Origin of the sequence: Pseudomonas sp. FSL W7-0098, from assembly GCF_005930585.1 — a bacterium.
Lineage (GTDB): Bacteria > Pseudomonadota > Gammaproteobacteria > Pseudomonadales > Pseudomonadaceae > Aquipseudomonas > Aquipseudomonas bubulae.
In genome coordinates this window covers 36,528-54,274 of the sequence record NZ_RXHW01000007.1, presented here as the reverse complement: position 1 = coordinate 54,274, position 17,747 = coordinate 36,528, and the positions used below count along the sequence as shown (strand labels likewise).

The following is a 17,747-nucleotide window of genomic DNA, read 5'->3' as shown; positions in this document are numbered from 1 at the left end:
CGCTGGCTGCCACGGGCCTTTCTGGTTCTGTTGCTGGCCGTGATGGCACTGGCTGGCTGGCAGTGGCGCCACGGTGCGCCGCTGTCGGCCAACCTGATGGAGCTGGTGCCGGGCGACACACCGGATGCGCTGGAGCTCAGCGCCGAACAGCGCATGCAAGAGCCCCTGAACCGCGAAATGCTGGTGCTGGTCGCCAGTGCAGACCGTCAGCAGGCGATCGCCAGCGCTCAACAATTGGGCGAGCAATGGCAAGCCAGCGGCCTGTTTGAAAAGGTCCAGTGGGACCTGCAAGCCGACCTCCCGGCCCTGCGCGAGCAACTGCTGCGCGGGCGTCTGGCGATGCTCTCGAACGCCGACCGTACCCAGTTGATCGAACACCCCGAGGCCTTTATCCAGCAGCGGGTGCAGGCGTTGTTCGACCCCTTTACCGGCTTTAGCCTGGTGCCCAGCCAGGATGACTGGCTGGGCCTGACCGGTCGCATTCAAAACAGCCAGCCGCAACGCGGTGCGGTGCAACTGGACATTGGCAGCGGCGCCCTGATTGCCGATGCCGACGGCAAAAGCTGGGTGCTGTTGCGCGCCCGTACGCAAGGCAATGCATTCGATATGAAGCTGCCTCTGCGGGTCGCCGAACTGCTCGAACAGAGCCGTGAGCAGGTCGCTAAAAACGACGTGCAATTACTCGCCGCCAGCGGCCTGCTGTATGCCGCCAGCGGGCAACAACAAGCCAGCCGGGAAATCACCTGGGTCGGCGGTGGTGCAACGGTGGGTATTCTGCTGCTGTTGCTGCTGGCCTTCCGGCGCTGGCGCGTGCTGCTGGCCTTCGTTCCAGTGCTGGTGGGCATGCTGTTTGGCGCCGTGGCCTGTGTCGCGTGGTTTGGCAGCATGCACGTGATGACACTGGTGCTGGGCTCCAGCCTGATCGGCGTGGCGGTGGATTACCCCCTGCATTACCTGTCCAAAAGCTGGAGCCTGAAACCCTGGCGCAGCTGGCCCGCCTTGCGCCTGACCTTGCCCGGTCTGAGCCTGAGCCTGGCCACCAGTTGCATCGGTTATCTGGCGCTGGCTTTCACGCCCTTCCCGGCGTTGACACAAATCGCCCTTTTTTCCGCGGCCGGGTTGATCGGCGCTTACTTGAGTGCGGTGTGCCTGCTGCCGGCGCTGCTCAAAGGCGTCGAGTTGCGTCCTGCGCAATGGCCACTGAGCATTGCGCAAAGTCTGCTTGATGCACGCGCAGCACTGCTGGAAAAAGTCCCGACAGCTGCGCTGCTGGCACTGCTGCTAACCTTTTGTGCCGCCGGCTTGTGGCAGCTCACCAGCAAAAACGACATCCGCCAATGGGTCGGCGCCCCGCCACAGTTGATGAACGAAGCCCAGGCCATTGCGCGCATCACCGGCTATCAGCCAACCAGCCAGTTCTTTCTGGTACGCGCCGACAACGAACAGCAATTACTGGAGCGCCAGAGCAGCCTGAGCCAGCGCCTGGAACAGTTGATCGGCAGCGGCAAGTTGCAAGGCTTTCTGGCCCTCAACCAACTGGTCAGCCAGCCCGGCGAGCAACAACGATTGCGCGCCGCCCTCAGCGCGCTGCCTCAACACTGGCAGCCGCTGCTGGCGCTGGGCGTACCCGAAAGCGCCTTGCAAACCGAGCTGGCGCAGTTGCAAGCCTTGCCCGATCAGTCAATCGACGATGCGCTGGCAGGCCCGTTGGCCGAACCATGGCGAGCACTATGGCTGGGCAAAAATACCGACGGCGTCGCCGCGATGGTCAGCCTGCAAGGTTTAAATGATGCCAGCCTGTTGCGTGCGCAAACGCAGGACTTGCCCGGTGTGAAACTGGTGGATCGCCTGGGGGACTTGAACAAAGTGTTTGCGGCCACACAAATCAGCGCTGCTGAGTTGAAGCTGTTGTCATGCGCGCTGATCGTCGTGCTATTGATCGCTCCGTTCGGCTTTGGCGGAGCATTGCGCATCGTTGCGCTGCCGCTCCTCGCCGCCCTGTGCAGCCTCGCCAGCCTTGGCTGGCTGGGCCAGCCGCTAACCTTGTTCAGCCTGTTCGGCTTATTGCTGGTCACCGCCATCAGCGTCGACTACGCGATCCTGATGCGCGAGCAAATCGGTGGTGCGGCCGTCAGCTTGCTGGGCACCTTGCTGGCCGCCCTGACCACATGGCTGTCGTTTGGCTTGCTGGCGGTGTCGAGTACACCGGCGGTGAGCAATTTCGGCTTGTCGGTGAGCCTGGGGCTGGCGTTCAGCTTTATCCTCGCCCCCTGGGCGGGCAAGCAGGAGCATAAGCCGTGTTGACGGGTCTGTTCTGGCTGCTGGCGTTAGTCCTGTTTGCGCTGGCCACTCACGTGGGTCGGCGCTTTCGCATGATCCCGATTGTCAGCCAGTTGTTGCTGGCGTCCATCGGTTTGCCGTTGCTGATGCTGTTCTGGATCGAGCCGCACTGGCAGCTCAACGGTGCGCAACTGGTGGCGCCGGTCTGGCTCAAAAGCCTTTACAGCCTGAGCTTCGCCCTGTTGCTGGGGACCATTTTGAGCGACGTGATTGATCTGCGACTGAACCGCCAGAGCCTGAAAATCGCCCTGCCCAGCTTTGCCGTGCCCTTCGTCAGCGGGCTCGCCTGCGCCGTCTGGCTGTTGCCCGAGCAACCCTGGCTGAATTCGCTGGCCGTGGGGCTGGTGTTTGCCATCACTGCCATCCCGGTGCTGTACCTGTACCTGCGCCATATCGACTACCCGCCTGCTGCCTCCCGTCGCCTGGTGCAAAGCGCAATTGTGATCGACCTGACCTGTTGGAGCCTGTTCGGCCTGGCCCAGGGCAGCCTGAACCTGAGCAGTGTATTACTGCCGCTGGCCGGGGCTTTATTGCCGCTGCTGATGCGCGGCCTGCGCATTCGTCAGCCGCTGTGCTACAGCCTGAGTTTTTTCGCACTGTTGGTGGTGGCCGAACATTACCGCCTCAATGCGTTGATATTTGGCGTCGGCTATCTGGTCTGCATGGCATGGCTCAAGGTACCGCTGGTGATGCCGTTAAAGGCCGTGTGGCTTGAGCGCATGCAGACCACGCTGGCGATCCCGCTGATTCTGACGTTCGGCATTGTGCAGATTGATGTACACAGCGCCCTGGGCCAGATAAGCCCGCTGCAACTGGCGGTCCTGTTGCTTCTGCCGATGGCCAGCAAACTGCTGGGCAACTGGCTCGGACTGAGCTGGGCCACGCCCTCGTTTGCAGGCGCCAGCCGATGGCGTGAGAGCCTGCTGCTGAACATTCGCGGGTTGAGTGAGATCGTATTCCTCAACTTGCTGCTGCAACAACAGCTGATCAGTCCCGCGTTGTACTTCGCGTTGATACTGATGAGCCTCATCGCCACGCTGCTGCCGGCGCTGGCGGGTATGAGCAACCCCCCCTTGAAGTCTGCCGTGGTACCCGGCAAGGAGCGCCTGTGTCAGGAATAGAAATGGAACGTCGTCAGGTTGTAGTCATCGGTGCAGGACCGTCCGGCGCCATTGCCTCGGCCCTACTTAAACGCAAGGGCCACGATGTGCTGGTTATCGAGCGCCAGCACTTCCCGCGCTTTTCGATTGGCGAAAGCCTGCTTTCGCACTGCATCGACTTCATCGAAGAAGCGGGCATGCTGGACGCGGTGCAGGCCGCCGGCTTCCAGCTGAAAAACGGTGCTGCCTTCGCCTGGGGCGAGCAATACAGCGCCTTCGATTTTGGTGACACATTCAGTAACGGCAAACCCACCACCTTTCAGGTGCAACGCGCGGACTTCGACAAACTGCTGGCCGATCAAGCCGCGCTGCAAGGTGTCGAAATCCGTTATGGCGAAACCGTGATCAGCACGGATATCGAGCGTGCCAAACCGCTCCTGCACATTGAGCGCGAAGACACCAGCCGCTATCAGGTTGAAGCTGACTTCATTCTCGACGCCAGCGGCTACGGCCGCGTATTGCCGCGCTTGCTCGACCTTGAAGCACCGTCGAACTTTCCGCTGCGTCAGGCGGTGTTTACCCACGTGGAAGACCGCATCGATTACGCAGGTTTTGATCGCAACAAAATCCTTATTACCACCCACCCGACCCAGCGCGACATCTGGTTCTGGAGCATCCCGTTCAGCAATGGCCGCACGTCGGTGGGCGTGGTGGCGGCAGCCGGGCATTTCGAAGGCCGCAGTGAAAACCTCGACACCTGCCTGCGCAGTTTTGTCGATGAAACCCCCAGCCTGCAACGGGTGCTGGCCAATGCCGTATGGGACACTCCGGCCCGTACCCTGGGCGGTTACTCGGCCAACGTCAAAACCCTGCACGGCCCCGGTTTTGCACTATTGGGCAACGCTGCCGAGTTCCTCGACCCGGTGTTCTCCTCGGGCGTAACCATCGCCATGCGTTCGGCGAGCATGGCGGCGGGCGTGCTGCACCGTCAGTTGCAAGGCGAGGCGGTGGACTGGCAAAGCGAGTTTGCCGAACCGCTCAAGCGCGGGGTCGACACCTTCCGTTGCTATGTTGAAGGCTGGTACGCCGGCACCTTCCAGGACGTGATCTACCACCCCGGTAGCCAGCCGCATATTCGCAGCATGATCAGCTCGATCCTGGCCGGTTATGCCTGGGACGAAAGCAACCCCTTTGTCAGCGAGTCCAGGCGCCGTTTGCGCATGCTGTCGGATATCTGCGCCACGGAGCCCGCATGAAACCTTTGAGCGATACCTACGTTGAAGAAACCCGCCTGGGGTTCTGGTTCTTGCGCAGCCACACCTGGCAGCACCATGTACTGCGGGTGGCCATCAATGACCTGCGCAGCCTGTTCAGTGATGAACTGCCAACCGCGCCGGTGATCCTCGATGCCGGTTGCGGCCAGGGCAAATCGTTCCAGTACCTGGACAAAACCTTCGCACCGAAGCGCCTGATCGGCCTCGATGCTGATCCCCTGAGCCTGCACTTGAGCGCCGAAGAAGCCCGGCGTCAGGGCATCGACATTGAGCTGATCGGCAGCGATTGCGCTGAGCTGAAGGTGGCCGATGACAGCATCGACATCCTGTTCTGTCACCAGACTTTTCATCACCTGGTGCAACAGGACCGGGCATTGGCCGAGTTCTACCGGGTGCTCAAGCCCGGTGGTTACTTGCTGTTTGCCGAGTCCACGGAAGCCTATATCGATACCTGGGTGATCCGCTGGCTGTTCCGTCACCCCATGCATGTGCAAAAAAGCGCAGCGCAATACCTGGAGATGATCCGTGACCAGGGCTTTGAATTTGAGCCACAGAATATCTCCTATCCTTACCTGTGGTGGAGTCGCTCCAAAGACTTCGGCCTGTTGGAGCGGGTTGGCTTGCTAAAGCCAAAACCGGTGGGCCAGCGTGATGAAACCCTGGTCAACGTGGTGGCGCGCAAACCCCAATCCCCTGTGGGAGCGGGTTTACTCGCGACAGGATCGCTGCTGTGAATCAGATGAACCGAGTTGCCTGCATCGCGAGCAAGCCCGCTCCCACACGGATAATGTTTGTGTGGTTAGTGATGTGCATGCTGCTCAGTAGCTGCACCAGCTTGCCGCTGCCCAGGAAAACGCCAACCCTGGCCCTGCCCATGCAATTGCATATCCAGCGCGAACAGGCCGAACAACGGCAAGACTGGTTGCTGGTGATCCAGCAGCAAGGACCTGCCCTACGCTGGTCGCTGATGGACCCCCTGGGTATTCCGCTGGCGCGCCAATTACTGCAAGACGGCACCTGGCAGGCTGACGGTCTGTTGCCGCCCAACCCCGAGGCCCGCGAACTCTTCGCCGCGCTATTGTTTGCACTGACACCGGCAACTGAGCTGGCGGACAATTATCCACAAGCAAAAACTGCGGCTGACTTGCGAGTTATTGAACAGCGCTGGCAAGTGCACTACCAGCAACCCGAGGCATTTCGCATCGATATGAAGGGCGATCTGCATTACACAATCAGCCCGCTGGAGGCCGCCCCATGACTGCTTACCTCAACGCACTGGGCGTGGTCTGCTCTCTGGGCCGAGGCCCCGCCGAAGTGGCGAGCAAACTGTTTGCCGGTGACTGCTCGGGCATGCAGCGGCAAAGCGGCTGGGTGCCTGAACGCTCGCCGACCATCGGCGCGGTAAGCGGCGAACTGGCAGCGATCGCCGCGGGGCTCGAACAGCAAAACAGCCGCAACAACCGACTGTTGCTCGAAGCCGCATTGCAAATACAGGGCGATATTGAGCAAGCAATCGCTACTTTCGGCCGCGATCGTATTGCCATCGTGCTGGGCACCAGTACCTCGGGCATTGATGAAGCCAGTCAGGGCATTGCCCATTACCTGCAGCATCAGCAGTTCCCCGCTGATTACAGCTATCAGCAACAAGAGCTGAGTGCACCGGCCACGTTCCTGGCCGACTGGCTGAACATCAGCGGGCCGGCCTATGTGATCTCCACCGCCTGTACCTCCAGCGCCCGGGCGCTGATGAGCGCCCAGCGGTTGCTGGACATGAACCTGTGCGACGTAGTGCTGTGCGGCGGTGTCGACACGCTATGCAAATTGACGCTCAACGGTTTTTCGGCGCTGGAAGCGGTGGCGGATGAGCGCTGCAACCCGTTTTCGGTCAACCGTCGAGGCATCAATATCGGCGAAGCGGCAGCGCTGTTCTTGATGAGCAGGCACCCCGCCAACGGCCACACCATCGCTCTGCTCGGCGCAGGCGCCAGCAGTGACGCGCACCATATTTCCGCCCCGGAGCCCAGCGGCCGCGGCGCCGTACAAGCCATGCACAAAGCCTTGGGCCGCGCGGGTTTACAGCCCGCTCAGATCGGTTACCTGAACCTGCATGGCACCGCCACCCAGCACAACGATGCGATGGAAAGCCACGCCGTGTCGCAGGTGTTCGCCAACGGTGTGCCGTGTTCGTCGACCAAACCCATGACCGGCCATACCCTGGGTGCGGCTGGCGCGCTGGAAGCTGCCTTCTGCTGGCTGAGCCTGAGCCACGGTGGTGCTTTGGCGCCCCATGTCTGGGACGGCCAAGGCGACCCGGCGCTGCCGGCGCTAAACTGGGTTACCCCCGGCCAGACCCTCGCACCCGCCCCACAGCGCTGCCTGATGAGCAATTCGTTTGCCTTCGGCGGCAATAACGTCAGCCTGATTATCGGAGAGGCCCCATGATTGACTGGCCACTCGCCGAACTGCTGCCCCACGCTGGCGACATGATCCTGATCGATCAGGTCCTGGCGTTTGATGAAGAGCAGATTGAAACCCGCCTGATCGTAAAAGCCGGCGGCCTGTTCAACCGCGAAGACGGTAGCCTGCCCGCCTGGACAGGCATTGAATTGATGGCGCAAAGCGTCGCGGCCTACGCCGGTTGTCGCGCCCGCTTGCAGGGCCGCCCCGTGGCGCTGGGCTTTTTGTTGGGCACACGTAAATTTGAATGTAACGTCGAACATTTCCCGCTCGGCGCCCCGCTGCATATCCACGCCCTGCGCTCACTGGAAGACGACAACGGCATGGGCGTATTCGAGTGTCACCTCACCGGCCCCGGTATCCATGCCAGCGCCCGCCTGAACGTGTTCCGTCCGCCCCAGGCTGACACCTACCTTGCTCAAACACCCCGGGAGACCCGCCATGACTGAGTCCATTCTGGTCACAGGTTCCAGCCGTGGCATTGGCCGCGCCATCGCCTTGCGCCTGGCCCAAGCCGGCTTCGATCTGGTCCTGCATTGCCGTAGCGGCCGCAGCGAAGCCGATGCCGTCATGGCCGAAGTACACGCCTTGGGTCGCAGTGCCCGGGTGTTGCAATTCGACGTATCGGATCGCACCCAATGCAAAGCCATTCTGGAAGCCGACGTTGAAACCCACGGCGCCTACTACGGCGTAGTGCTCAATGCCGGCCTGACTCGCGACGGCGCCTTTCCAGCGCTGAGCGAAGACGATTGGGACGTGGTGATGCGTACCAACCTCGACGGCTTTTACAACGTGCTGCACCCGGTGATGATGCCGATGATCCGCCGCCGCGCAGCCGGGCGTATCGTCTGCATTACTTCGGTCTCGGGCCTGATCGGCAACCGCGGGCAGGTCAACTACAGCGCTTCCAAGGCCGGTTTGATCGGCGCCGCCAAGGCTCTGGCCATCGAGCTGGGCAAACGCAAAATCACCGTCAACTGCGTCGCGCCGGGGCTGATCGACACCGCCATGCTTGACGAAAACGTACCGGTAGACGAACTGATGAAAATGATCCCCGCCCAACGCATGGGCACCCCCGAAGAAGTCGCGGGGGCGGTCAACTTTTTGATGTCGGCCGAAGCGGGCTATATCACCCGCCAGGTGCTGGCCGTCAACGGAGGGTTGTGCTGATGAAACGCGTCGTTGTCACCGGCATGGCCGGTATCACCTCGCTGGGCAGTGACTGGGCCAGTATCGAAGCCAACTTTGTGGTCGGGCGCAGCGGTATCCGGCGCATGGACGAGTGGGACCGGTTCGCTGAACTTAACACCCGACTGGCCGGCCCCATTGATGACTTTGTGGTGCCCGCCCACTGGACCCGCAAGCAACTGCGCAGCATGGGCCGCGTGTCGCGGCTGGCCGTCGGCGCTGCAGAGCAGGCCCTGCAGGACGCCGGCCTGCTCGACAACCCGATCATTCGCGACGGGCGCATGGGCGTAGCCTGCGGCTCGTCCACCGGCAGCACCGACGAGATCATGGCGTTCGGCAATATGCTGCTCAACTCGGTGGCAGACGGCCTCAATGCCAACAGCTACGTACGGATGATGCCGCACACCACAGCGGCCAATATCAGCATCTTCTTTGGCCTGACCGGGCGCCTGATCCCGACCTCCAGTGCCTGCACCAGCGGCAGCCAGGGGATCGGCTATGCCTACGAGGCCATCAAGTTCGGCCGCCTGCCGCTGATGCTCGCCGGCGGCGCCGAAGAACTGTGCCCCACCGAAGCGATGGTGTTTGACGCACTGTACGCCACCAGTCTGAAAAACGACGCCCCGCACACCAGCCCACGCCCCTACGACAGTGGTCGTGACGGCCTGGTGATCGGCGAAGGCAGCGGCATGCTGGTACTCGAAGAGCTGGAACACGCACTGGCCCGTGGCGCCCATATCCACGCAGAAATCGTCGGCTTTGGCAGCAATGCCGACGGCCAGCACACCACCCGCCCGGAAGTCGGCACCATGCGCCGGGCGATGGAACTGGCACTGGAAGACGCCGGTATTGGCGCGGATGCCATCGGCTATGTAAACGGCCACGGCACCGCCACCGAGCAGGGTGATATTGCCGAGACACTGGCCACCAGCGAGCTGTTCGGCAAACACATGCCCATCAGTTCGCAGAAGAGCTTTTTTGGCCATACCCTGGGCGCCTGTGGGGCGCTGGAATCCTGGTTCAGCATCGAGATGATGAACCGCGACCGCTACGTTCCCACGCTTAACCTCGATAAAGTCGACCCGCGCTGCGGCGAACTGGATTACCTGCGTGACGAGTTCCGGGTGATGCACAACGACTACGTGATGAACAACAACTTTGCCTTTGGCGGGGTCAACACATCGTTGATCTTCCGTCGCTGGGCCTGATACCTGTGGAACCCATGCAATGACTTACCTGCTGCGCATTACCTTGATTGCCCTGGCCCTGCTGACCACCGTGTCCTGCACCAGCAAACCCGTGTTCACCCCCAACCGCACATTGCATGCCTCGATCAACAGCGACCGTGCGCAAATGCAACAGGCCATCGTCAAGGCCCTGGTCGGGCGCGGCTGGACAGTGCAAAAAATCACCCCGCAACTGGTGCAGGCGCAGATCACCGTGCGCGGGCAATACCACGCTGAAATCGACATTCCGTACAGCGCCGATCATTACCGGATCCAGTACCGCGACAGCAGTGGCCTGGACTACAAGGACGGCAAGATTCACAAGAATTACATTCGCTGGGTGCGCCTGCTGGATCGCGATATCGTGCGCGACCTCAAGGACAATCAGAACGAACGCACGGCCAAGCAGCTGTCTGAAGCGGCGCGGGTAAAACCGTTGTAAGCATCAGAAACGACAAAGGCGCCTTTCGGCGCCTTATTCACAAACAGACTGGCTTGTCATAGCACTGTGTCGGTCCGGCTCTGTAATGGCTGGTTTCCCAGGATTCTCAGCGTCTCACAAGCCCCTTGCGGGTACGAATGGACTATTACTCGCGCTAAGCGTTCAGGCAACCAGCATGACGCCCGCTTATCGTTTCTGGCCGCTCTTTTACAAGCTCAAAGCGCAGCGGACAGCCGATGTTTACGAATAACCACGATGGCCCTGACCTTGATCATTCCGGCACTTCATAGCCTCTGAAATCACAAATAAGTACGCTGCCTTCTTTCGGTTGATATTGAAGTGACATTGACTGGACCCGTGCTTAAAGAAGCGATTTTGCGCAGCATTACTTTCAAGTTTCCAAGCGTGTTTTATAACTGCGCGTTTCGCAATTCTCGGCCAAACCGCAGCCCCTGCGGGCCATATCTCTTTCATTCGCAGGACATAACCTGCAAAGCCTGAACCGCGATGTAGCGCTGGCGATGGTGCATCTGATCCATCAGGCTAAAACGTCTGTGGATAAGTGACTAGCCCGGTAATACACGCTCCCAAAGCTACAACTATCGGGCGAGAGTGATACTTCCTTCGGTGCTTTGGCGATAAATCGTGTAGGGCAGCACCACCGTGTCAGCAATGGCGGAAGGCACGAAATCCAGAAGCCTGAGTGGTAGCAAGGCAGACGCTGCAATATCTTGTGAAACAGTAGGGGATGGCCCGTGCAGAATACACAGACCGTATGACACGCCACTGTAAACCCGGGGCACGGAATCACAGTAGGTTTTCCACTCTTTAAGATTACGACGCGTTACTTCATCACCACGCAATACCGTATTGGTCGTTCCACAACCGCTGAGTGCCAAGCATAAGCCAGCGAGCACTGCGTAACCTTTATGGGCCATGATCAAATCTCGATGTCAGGGGTTAATAACCTAACGACAAACGTGCACAAAAGGCGATCACCTCCCGGCATCGATTTGTTAAGAGATTTTTCGCCAAGAGGGAATCTTGCGCGCCAACATTTACCGGGCAGCGACGTCCGAGGGTCATATCTCTTTCATTCGCAGGACGCTTCCTAGAGAATCCTTGGGTCTTGCGCCTGTCTCTTTCGATCGCTAGCCTCCGGTACGTCATCCCCCATGGTTGACCGGGCGTGCAAGTCCGATTGAGATTTGAGTATCACCGCCAGAAACTCTGCTTTATGGCGGCTGTACGTGGGAGGTCTTCGGATCTGCCGGGTTTTGCTCCTATCTACCGGTCTTGCACACCCGCGTACAGCTGCCACCCTCTTTGTGTGCAAGCAAATGGTGACAGCTTCCAATTCGTATAGATGGAGACTCACCATGACTACACACGATCACGAACAAACCCTCGAACACACCGATGAACTGCTGCGCTGCGCCATCGCCACGGCCTATGCGTCGGCCGATAACCTGCAAGGCCTGAACCGCGATGTGGCGCTGGCGGTGGTGCATCTGATCCATCAGATCAAAGCGTCTGTGGATAAGTTGCTGGCTCGCTGATCAGCCCTGCCCTCACCCCAAACCTCTCCCTCCGGGAGAGGGCTAGGGTGAGGGATGCACCATCTTGCGCGTCAGCAACTGCGCAAACGCGGTCGCCATCGGTGATGAGTGACCCTTGCGCTGCACCAGCCACACCGCCGTATTGGCATCGGTATCCAGCAACGGCCGATAAACCACACCCTTGATACGCATATGTTGGAACGACGCCGGCAGCACCGACACCCCCAACCCCGCCGACACCAGCCCGATAATGGTCATGGCCTCCCCCGCCTCCTGGGAGATATGCGGGCTGAACCCCGCCACCCGCGCCAGGCTGAGCAATTGCGCGTACAAGCCGCTGCCATAGCTGCGCGGGAAGAATACAAAGGGTTCGTCCGCCAATGCCGCCAGTTGCAAACCATCCTCGCTGCCTTCGGCCAGCGGGTGATCGGCGCGAATCACAGCCACCAGCGGCTCGCGAAACAGTTCCACGACATGCAACGAATCCGGCAACGCCAGCGGCCGCATGATCCCGACTTCGATGGACTCATCCACCAGCCCCTCGGCCACCTCGCGGCTGCTCATTTCCTTGAGGTCCAGATGCACCGCCGGGAACGCCTGGCGAAAGGCAAAAATGGCCTGGGGGATACTGGAGTTGAACGGCGCCGACGAGGTAAAGCCAATTTTCAATTCACCCAGCTCACCCAACTGCGCCCGCCGAGCCACGTCGGCGGCTTTGTCGACCTGGGCCAACACCCGCCGCGCCTCCTCCAGAAACAAGCGTCCGGCTTCGCTCAGGGCAACCCGACGATTGGTTCGCTCGAACAGCCGTGCCCCCAATTCCTGCTCAAGCGCCTGAATTTGCTGGCTTAGCGGTGGCTGGGAAATGCCCAGCACCTGCGCCGCCCGACCAAAGTGAAGCTCTTCGGCCACGGCAATGAAGTAGCGCAAATGGCGCAGTTCCATACAACCCCCATTAAGTCGTAAAACCTATTAAACAGGTCGAATTATATATTGGAAAGAATCGTTAGCCGCCTATATTCTTTTGTCATTGCCGTTCGGCTTTACCCCAATTTGAGGTCCCCGTGAAAACTGCCGCTGCACCCCTGGCCCACGAAATCCCGCCGTCCGCGCTGGATGATGTTGTTACCCAACTGAATGATGTATTTATCGAGAAAGGCACGCCGATGTTTATGCGCACGGTGCTGGCCCTGTTCTCGGGTGGGTTCGCAACCTTTGCCCTGTTGTATTGCGTGCAGCCGATGATGCCGGTGCTATCCCATGAGTACGGGATCAATGCCGCTCAAAGCAGTCTGATTCTGTCCGTGGCCACGGCGATGCTAGCCATTGGCCTGCTGATTACCGGGCCCATTTCCGATGCCTTCGGGCGCAAGCCCGTGATGGTGTTTGCGTTGTTTAGTGCCGCGCTGTTTACCCTCCTCAGTGCCCTGATGCCGACCTGGGAAGGTGTACTGATAACACGGGCGCTGGTAGGGCTGTCTCTTAGCGGGCTGGCTGCGGTAGCCATGACCTATCTGAGTGAAGAAATCCACCCGCAGCACATCGGCCTGGCCATGGGCCTGTATATCGGTGGCAACGCCATTGGCGGCATGAGCGGTCGTCTGATCAGCGGTGTATTGATCGATTTTGTCAGTTGGCACACCGCAATGTTGGTGATTGGCGCGCTGGCGCTGGTGGCCGCGGTGGTGTTCGTGAAAATCCTCCCCGAATCGCGCAACTTCCGCCCGCGCTCGATGAATCCGCGCAGCCTGCTCGACGGTTTCACCATGCATTTTCGCGATGCCGGGCTGCCCTGGCTGTTTCTCGAAGCGTTCCTGCTGATGGGGAGTTTTGTCACCCTGTTCAACTACATCGGCTACCGCCTGCTGGCCGAGCCGTACAATATGAACCAGGCACTGGTAGGCTTGCTGTCGATCGTCTATCTGTCGGGTATCTACAGCTCGGCACAGATTGGCGCACTGGCCGACAAACTGGGCCGTCGTCGCGTACTGTGGGCGGTGATTGTGCTGATGCTGGCCGGGATCGCGCTGACCCTGCTCACGCCCATTGCGTTTGTGATTATCGGCATGCTGATGTTCACCTTCGGCTTCTTCGGCGCGCATTCGGTGGCCAGCAGCTGGATCGGCCGCCGGGCAAGCAAGGCCAAGGGGCAGGCGTCGTCGCTGTACCTGTTCAGTTACTACGCCGGGTCGAGCGTAGCTGGCACCCTGGGGGGTGTGTTCTGGCATCTGGCGGGCTGGAACGGCATCGGCTTGTTTATCTCCAGCATGCTGGTGGTTGCCCTGCTGGTAGCGCTGCATCTGGCCCGGCTGCCAGTGCTGCCGGGAAACGCAAAGAACACGTAACTCCCTGCACCTGCGGCTACAGGCACTACCTCAATTCAGGTTGTTGATCTGTAGCCGTGCCTGGAGGCTGGTACCACGTTTTTCCAGACTCAGGCTTTCGAAGCCTGCACCCTCCAGTTCAATACGATTGAGCCAGCCCAGCACCGCAACCGCATCCCCGTTCAGGGAGATGCGTACAACACCGCCATCTATTTCAAACTGCTCAACGCTCAACCCGGAGTCTGCGGCACTGTCGCTCAAACGCGAGACCAAGGGCTGTTCAGCACCCCTGGCGATGGATCCGGGGCGTGCCTGCCGGACTTCACCTTCGAGTGCCAGCTGCTTGAGGTACAGCGCCCGGGCCGCATCCAGACGTTGTTGAGCCGGTAACCACAGCCCGTAGACGCTGAACACAATCAGTAGAAATACCGCCAGCACACCGCACAACTGGCGGTCTCGAGGCGGCAGGTGCAACCAGCGCTCACGCACAAACGTCTTCATGATTCATCCCTGAGGGTCAGCATGGCCTGCACCCGACTGCCCTGCTGGCTCGCATTGCCCAGCGTAATCGGCAGTGCGCTTTGCACGCCTCGCTCGCGTAATTGCTCAAGCTGGGCAAAGCTGCCGACCGTGAGGTTCAATACCCAACCGATGCTTGCCCGCCACTCCATATGCTGCACTTCGACACTGCTGGCGCCAATCACCTGCTCGGTCAGTTGAAGCAACCGTGCCATATGCCCTCCTTGTGCACCCGTGGCGCGCTGCTGCATTGCCTTGAGTTGTGCGGACAGGTCCACAATACGGGTTTGCGCCGGGTACAGGGTTTTGAACCGCTCCTCGCTCATGACATAAATCCGCGCCGCTTCCCCCTCCAGAAAACTGCTGCGCAGGTGGGTAAACCCCAAGGCCAGCGTGAACATCAGCAGTGCCATTACCCTGAGTCGCCGCCACGGCCAACCCCGCACCTGACGCCGAAACTCACCTTGGAGCAAGTTGATTGCATCTTCCGGGAGTGCGTCCCAGTCAATTTTTCGCGCCGTCAATGCGGTGGGCAAACCGGATTTAACCAACTCCAGCCCCACCAGGGAGACGGCCAGCCGGAATTCAAGCGTCCCGCCAACCAACCAGCGCCCACACCACCATTGCATACATGCTTGATCGCGTGGCAACAGATCCGCATCCACCTGCGCGCTGACGATAGTCAAACCGCGCTCATGGAGCTGGCACAGCAAGGTTCTAAATCGCTGTTTGTGAGTGATCAGCAAGGGATAACGCTGCTGCGTATCCACCGGCCCGACGGCGAAGTGCAGTTCGTCCAGATCATCGGCCAGTTGATCTTCGACGGCAAAAGCCAGGGCCTGTGCGGTGGGCCTACGCTTGCCCTGCCAGGGTTCGGTCAGCACCCAGCTGCACATTTCCATGGGCAGGACCAGTGCGACGTTCCGGCCTTTCAGCCCGGCTGCAGCTTCGCTCAATGAGGTTTCTGTCGGCGACTGAGCATCGTGCCAGACGAATACAGGGGCGTTGTCATAATCAATCTCGACACTGTGGGCAAAACCCTTGGCGGTGAGGTAAAGCCAGTTGTTCATACAAAGGGCTCGCGGTGTCGGGGAGCTAAAAGGCGTCGCTGCAACAAGTGCCATTCGCCGGTATGAGGATCGCGGACCACATCGCTTTCAAGCCGCAAGCGACTTTGCCCAAGGCGCACATCGGTGGTGATCCGAAACCAGCGACTGCTGATGCCCAGACCCGCAGCCTGAACACCCAACCCGATCAGCGCCGGGGTGAACGTGAAATCCTGAACACTGGCATAGCCTTGCAGCGGCCGGGTAGTTACCAGCGCGCGCGCCAGCTCAGGCGTCACGCCTTCCAGCGTCGCAAGGAGAGTGGCAGGCGCAGTGTTTATGTTCAGTACGGCATCCTTGCCCAACAGCACGATCCACGGCTGCATACGCATGTACCACTGGCTGTCGACACCGGGCAGCACACGCAACTGGCTGATATCACTCAAACTCTGGCCCTGCAGTACGCTGGCATCCAGCGGGGTCAATTCAAGCAGGGTTTGCAGGCGCATCCAGCGTTGCTCCATCACATCGCTGGCGGGACCTTTGGCCAATAAGGGGCTGATGTTGAATCGCCCGGCGAGGTCTTCAATTACCACGTCGATTTGTCCATCGTCGATGCGCAACTGTGGCTGGCTGCTGGCCCAGGCCTGGCCAGAAGCAACGGCGACCATGGGGTCGCGGATCAGGGTACGCAAGTGTTCACGGGCCCAGGTCTCGCCCGCAAATGCCAGGGTGCGCAGCTGCAACTGATGGATCTGCTGGGCACTGCTGTTCAGAGCCAGACGATGGCTGCGCAACAGGCCGGCGGTGATCAACAACGCCAGGCTCATCACCAGCAACACGGTGATCAGGGCGATCCCTCGCTGGTTGCGGCGCATCACGTGCCCCCCGGCAATAACAGCACACGGCGCACACCGTCGAAGCGACCCACCGACAGGTTTAACTCCAGGGCGTGCTGCGCAGTTTTGGGGGCAGAAGCACCTGCACTGTGCCAACCCGTCTTGCGATTGAACAACCGCCAGCGCACCTCGCGCACATCGCCAAGCAGTTTTTGTTGTTGCAGTTGCGCGCCCTCCTCCAGCCCGCGGCTAAAGCGCCAGAGCACACCGTCCTTGAGCTGGTAACTGACATCCTGCACCTCACTGCGCGGCAGGCCCAACGGGTTGCGCCAGTTGACGCGGCGCACTTCGAGTTTATCGGGGTACAGCACGACACCCGGGCTTTGGGCTGAACTCTGGGCCTGCAAAACATCGCGTTCGATCATCGCCACCGCCCTCTGCAAGCTGCGCAGGGCCTGCTGTTGTGCCGTGCTGCTGCGCTCGGCACGTACAACTGCGTCAAAGAGTCGCCAGCAGCCAAGGCCCAGCAAGGCGAAAATGGCAATGGCAATCACCAGTTCGAGCAGGGTAAAGCCGGCCTGGGGCTTATTCATGGCTGAACGCCAGCCAGTGGGTCACAGACTGTACCGCATGCTCGCTGCCCGCCGGGCTGACACTCAACTCTACCCGCAGCAGGCCTGTACCGGGCTCGGCCGTGATGCGTCGACTCAGGCGCCAGTCACGCCGGGCATAGGTCACATTGAGGGTTTGTAGCCCCAAGGCCGGAGGAGCAGTTTGCAGCTGCATTTCATTGAGGTGGTTGTCCGCCAGCCATGCGCCCAACAACCTTGCCTCGACCCTCGCACTCTGGCCCAGCACATACTGGCAGGCAGACATGACCGCCGCCGCCAGGATGGCAAAGATGGCGAGCGCAATCATGACTTCCAGCAGGGTGAAACCTTTATCAGCCTTCATGGGATGCCTGCGCCACAACAACCAGCGCGTCGCCAAGGCCGTCGCTGACGATACTTCGCCAGCGCCGGGGCGGACTGTCGACGTGCAGACTGAAAGCGGTGTTTTCATCGCTGCTCAACCACATTAACTGCGGTGCTTCTGCCATAGGTATAAGGGGCTGCGAGCGCCCCTCCACAGTCAGGGCAAGGGCCAGTCCGTAAGGCAACTTCACCCGGGCATCAGCCGGCTTCCAGGCATCACGTTCAAAGCGCATCACCTGATAGGCCCCGGGCTCAAGCCGCAGGCCATATTCCCGGCCATCCAGAACCGCTTTCTCGCGTAAACCGTGCATAACGCCCAACAGGACATCGGCTTCCTGTCGAGCGTTGCGGCTGTTGTTGTCACCCAGACTGATACGCACCATTGAAGCGAGCACACCCACCAGCACAATGACCACCAGCAACTCGATCAGGGTAAAGCCCGACGCCCGCCTGCGCATG

Annotated in this window: 20 protein-coding genes; 12 read left to right on the top strand and 8 right to left on the bottom strand. The window is 60.4% G+C overall.

Going from position 1 to position 17,747, the window contains the following annotated elements; genetic code table 11:
* The first annotated feature begins 42 nt into the window (after window positions 1-42).
* The 10 genes from FHL07_RS14415 to FHL07_RS14370 are packed head-to-tail and all read left to right on the top strand — an operon-like array spanning window position 43 to window position 10,027.
* Window positions 43-2,304, top strand: a complete 2,262-nt coding sequence (locus FHL07_RS14415) for an MMPL family transporter (protein ID WP_422631538.1) — start codon at window positions 43-45, stop codon at window positions 2,302-2,304.
* The gene (locus FHL07_RS14410) at window positions 2,298-3,461 is read left to right on the top strand and encodes a sodium:proton antiporter (RefSeq protein ID WP_138738618.1); all 1,164 of its coding nucleotides are present in this window, start codon (window positions 2,298-2,300) and stop codon (window positions 3,459-3,461) included. Before FHL07_RS14415 ends, FHL07_RS14410 begins: the two co-directional genes overlap by 7 nt.
* Window positions 3,449-4,696, top strand: coding sequence for an NAD(P)/FAD-dependent oxidoreductase (locus FHL07_RS14405; protein ID WP_138738617.1), 1,248 nt, complete (start codon window positions 3,449-3,451; stop codon window positions 4,694-4,696). Before FHL07_RS14410 ends, FHL07_RS14405 begins: the two co-directional genes overlap by 13 nt.
* On the top strand, window positions 4,693-5,448 hold the full coding sequence (locus FHL07_RS14400; RefSeq protein ID WP_095000874.1) for a class I SAM-dependent methyltransferase: 756 nt from the start codon (window positions 4,693-4,695) through the stop codon (window positions 5,446-5,448). Before FHL07_RS14405 ends, FHL07_RS14400 begins: the two co-directional genes overlap by 4 nt.
* Window positions 5,449-5,453: 5 nt before the next feature.
* Complete coding sequence (locus FHL07_RS14395) at window positions 5,454-5,972, top strand: DUF3261 domain-containing protein (protein WP_165446537.1); 519 nt, start codon at window positions 5,454-5,456, stop codon at window positions 5,970-5,972.
* A complete protein-coding gene (locus FHL07_RS14390; RefSeq protein WP_095026333.1) occupies window positions 5,969-7,156 on the top strand; it encodes a beta-ketoacyl-[acyl-carrier-protein] synthase family protein in 1,188 nt (395 codons plus the stop codon). The genes FHL07_RS14395 and FHL07_RS14390 overlap by 4 nt, the downstream gene beginning before the upstream one ends.
* Window positions 7,153-7,620: an ApeP family dehydratase gene (locus tag FHL07_RS14385; protein WP_095017717.1), complete on the top strand. Its 468-nt coding sequence runs from the start codon at window positions 7,153-7,155 to the stop codon at window positions 7,618-7,620. The genes FHL07_RS14390 and FHL07_RS14385 overlap by 4 nt, the downstream gene beginning before the upstream one ends.
* Window positions 7,613-8,341 carry a 3-oxoacyl-ACP reductase FabG gene (fabG, locus tag FHL07_RS14380; RefSeq protein ID WP_095000870.1) on the top strand — a complete coding sequence of 243 codons (729 nt, stop codon included), beginning with the start codon at window positions 7,613-7,615 and terminating at the stop codon, window positions 8,339-8,341. Before FHL07_RS14385 ends, fabG begins: the two co-directional genes overlap by 8 nt.
* Window positions 8,341-9,567: a beta-ketoacyl-ACP synthase gene (locus FHL07_RS14375; RefSeq protein WP_095000869.1), complete on the top strand. Its 1,227-nt coding sequence runs from the start codon at window positions 8,341-8,343 to the stop codon at window positions 9,565-9,567. Before fabG ends, FHL07_RS14375 begins: the two co-directional genes overlap by 1 nt.
* Window positions 9,568-9,586: 19 nt before the next feature.
* Window positions 9,587-10,027 carry a hypothetical protein gene (locus tag FHL07_RS14370; RefSeq protein WP_138738616.1) on the top strand — a complete coding sequence of 147 codons (441 nt, stop codon included), beginning with the start codon at window positions 9,587-9,589 and terminating at the stop codon, window positions 10,025-10,027.
* A gap of 599 nt (window positions 10,028-10,626) precedes the next feature.
* Here FHL07_RS14370 and FHL07_RS14365 read toward each other — a convergent pair.
* Entirely contained in the window at window positions 10,627-10,965 is a 339-nt protein-coding gene (locus FHL07_RS14365; protein ID WP_095000867.1) for a YceK/YidQ family lipoprotein, read from the bottom strand.
* Window positions 10,966-11,406: 441 nt separating this feature from the next.
* Here FHL07_RS14365 and FHL07_RS14360 point away from each other — a divergent pair, with 441 nt between their 5' ends.
* Window positions 11,407-11,586, top strand: a complete 180-nt coding sequence (locus FHL07_RS14360) for a DUF6124 family protein (RefSeq protein WP_095017718.1) — start codon at window positions 11,407-11,409, stop codon at window positions 11,584-11,586.
* Window positions 11,587-11,628: 42 nt separating this feature from the next.
* On the opposite strand, the gene FHL07_RS14355 is transcribed toward FHL07_RS14360, so the two are convergent.
* On the bottom strand, window positions 11,629-12,531 hold the full coding sequence (locus tag FHL07_RS14355; protein ID WP_095000866.1) for a LysR family transcriptional regulator: 903 nt from the start codon (window positions 12,529-12,531) through the stop codon (window positions 11,629-11,631).
* Window positions 12,532-12,671: 140 nt separating this feature from the next.
* Here FHL07_RS14355 and FHL07_RS14350 point away from each other — a divergent pair, with 140 nt between their 5' ends.
* Window positions 12,672-13,931, top strand: coding sequence for an MFS transporter (locus FHL07_RS14350; protein ID WP_153328394.1), 1,260 nt, complete (start codon window positions 12,672-12,674; stop codon window positions 13,929-13,931).
* A gap of 30 nt (window positions 13,932-13,961) precedes the next feature.
* On the opposite strand, the gene gspM is transcribed toward FHL07_RS14350, so the two are convergent.
* The 6 genes from gspM to gspH are packed head-to-tail and all read right to left on the bottom strand — an operon-like array spanning window position 13,962 to window position 17,746.
* Complete coding sequence (gspM, locus tag FHL07_RS14345) at window positions 13,962-14,411, bottom strand: type II secretion system protein GspM (protein WP_095000864.1); 450 nt, start codon at window positions 14,409-14,411, stop codon at window positions 13,962-13,964.
* Window positions 14,408-15,499 (bottom strand): type II secretion system protein GspL, encoded by a 1,092-nt coding sequence (gene gspL, locus FHL07_RS14340; protein WP_170943713.1) that lies wholly within the window; start codon window positions 15,497-15,499, stop codon window positions 14,408-14,410. Before gspL ends, gspM begins: the two co-directional genes overlap by 4 nt.
* Window positions 15,496-16,353 (bottom strand): general secretion pathway protein GspK, encoded by an 858-nt coding sequence (locus FHL07_RS14335; RefSeq protein ID WP_095000863.1) that lies wholly within the window; start codon window positions 16,351-16,353, stop codon window positions 15,496-15,498. Before FHL07_RS14335 ends, gspL begins: the two co-directional genes overlap by 4 nt.
* Window positions 16,353-16,907 carry a type II secretion system protein GspJ gene (locus tag FHL07_RS14330; RefSeq protein WP_095000862.1) on the bottom strand — a complete coding sequence of 185 codons (555 nt, stop codon included), beginning with the start codon at window positions 16,905-16,907 and terminating at the stop codon, window positions 16,353-16,355. Before FHL07_RS14330 ends, FHL07_RS14335 begins: the two co-directional genes overlap by 1 nt.
* Window positions 16,900-17,268 carry a type II secretion system minor pseudopilin GspI gene (gene gspI, locus FHL07_RS14325; protein ID WP_095000861.1) on the bottom strand — a complete coding sequence of 123 codons (369 nt, stop codon included), beginning with the start codon at window positions 17,266-17,268 and terminating at the stop codon, window positions 16,900-16,902. The genes FHL07_RS14330 and gspI overlap by 8 nt, the downstream gene beginning before the upstream one ends.
* Window positions 17,258-17,746, bottom strand: a complete 489-nt coding sequence (gene gspH / locus FHL07_RS14320; RefSeq protein WP_095000860.1) for a type II secretion system minor pseudopilin GspH — start codon at window positions 17,744-17,746, stop codon at window positions 17,258-17,260. Before gspH ends, gspI begins: the two co-directional genes overlap by 11 nt.
* Window position 17,747: the final 1 nt, after the last annotated feature.

Bases quoted from the DNA above. Each gene is read 5' to 3' on its own strand.
- FHL07_RS14415 (WP_422631538.1), top strand. From the start codon at position 43: ATGGCACTGGCTGGCTGGCAGTGGCGCCACGGTGCGCCGCTGTCGGCC.
- FHL07_RS14400 (WP_095000874.1), top strand. From the start codon at position 4,693: ATGAAACCTTTGAGCGATACCTACGTTGAAGAAACCCGCCTGGGGTTC.
- FHL07_RS14395 (WP_165446537.1), top strand. From the start codon at position 5,454: ATGAACCGAGTTGCCTGCATCGCGAGCAAGCCCGCTCCCACACGGATA.
- FHL07_RS14390 (WP_095026333.1), top strand. From the start codon at position 5,969: ATGACTGCTTACCTCAACGCACTGGGCGTGGTCTGCTCTCTGGGCCGA.
- FHL07_RS14385 (WP_095017717.1), top strand. From the start codon at position 7,153: ATGATTGACTGGCCACTCGCCGAACTGCTGCCCCACGCTGGCGACATG.
- fabG (WP_095000870.1), top strand. From the start codon at position 7,613: ATGACTGAGTCCATTCTGGTCACAGGTTCCAGCCGTGGCATTGGCCGC.
- FHL07_RS14375 (WP_095000869.1), top strand. From the start codon at position 8,341: ATGAAACGCGTCGTTGTCACCGGCATGGCCGGTATCACCTCGCTGGGC.
- FHL07_RS14370 (WP_138738616.1), top strand. From the start codon at position 9,587: ATGACTTACCTGCTGCGCATTACCTTGATTGCCCTGGCCCTGCTGACC.
- FHL07_RS14365 (WP_095000867.1), bottom strand. From the start codon at position 10,965: ATGGCCCATAAAGGTTACGCAGTGCTCGCTGGCTTATGCTTGGCACTC.
- FHL07_RS14360 (WP_095017718.1), top strand. From the start codon at position 11,407: ATGACTACACACGATCACGAACAAACCCTCGAACACACCGATGAACTG.
- FHL07_RS14355 (WP_095000866.1), bottom strand. From the start codon at position 12,531: ATGGAACTGCGCCATTTGCGCTACTTCATTGCCGTGGCCGAAGAGCTT.
- gspM (WP_095000864.1), bottom strand. From the start codon at position 14,411: ATGAAGACGTTTGTGCGTGAGCGCTGGTTGCACCTGCCGCCTCGAGAC.
- gspL (WP_170943713.1), bottom strand. From the start codon at position 15,499: ATGAACAACTGGCTTTACCTCACCGCCAAGGGTTTTGCCCACAGTGTC.
- FHL07_RS14335 (WP_095000863.1), bottom strand. From the start codon at position 16,353: ATGCGCCGCAACCAGCGAGGGATCGCCCTGATCACCGTGTTGCTGGTG.
- FHL07_RS14330 (WP_095000862.1), bottom strand. From the start codon at position 16,907: ATGAATAAGCCCCAGGCCGGCTTTACCCTGCTCGAACTGGTGATTGCC.
- gspI (WP_095000861.1), bottom strand. From the start codon at position 17,268: ATGAAGGCTGATAAAGGTTTCACCCTGCTGGAAGTCATGATTGCGCTC.
- gspH (WP_095000860.1), bottom strand. From the start codon at position 17,746: ATGCGCAGGCGGGCGTCGGGCTTTACCCTGATCGAGTTGCTGGTGGTC.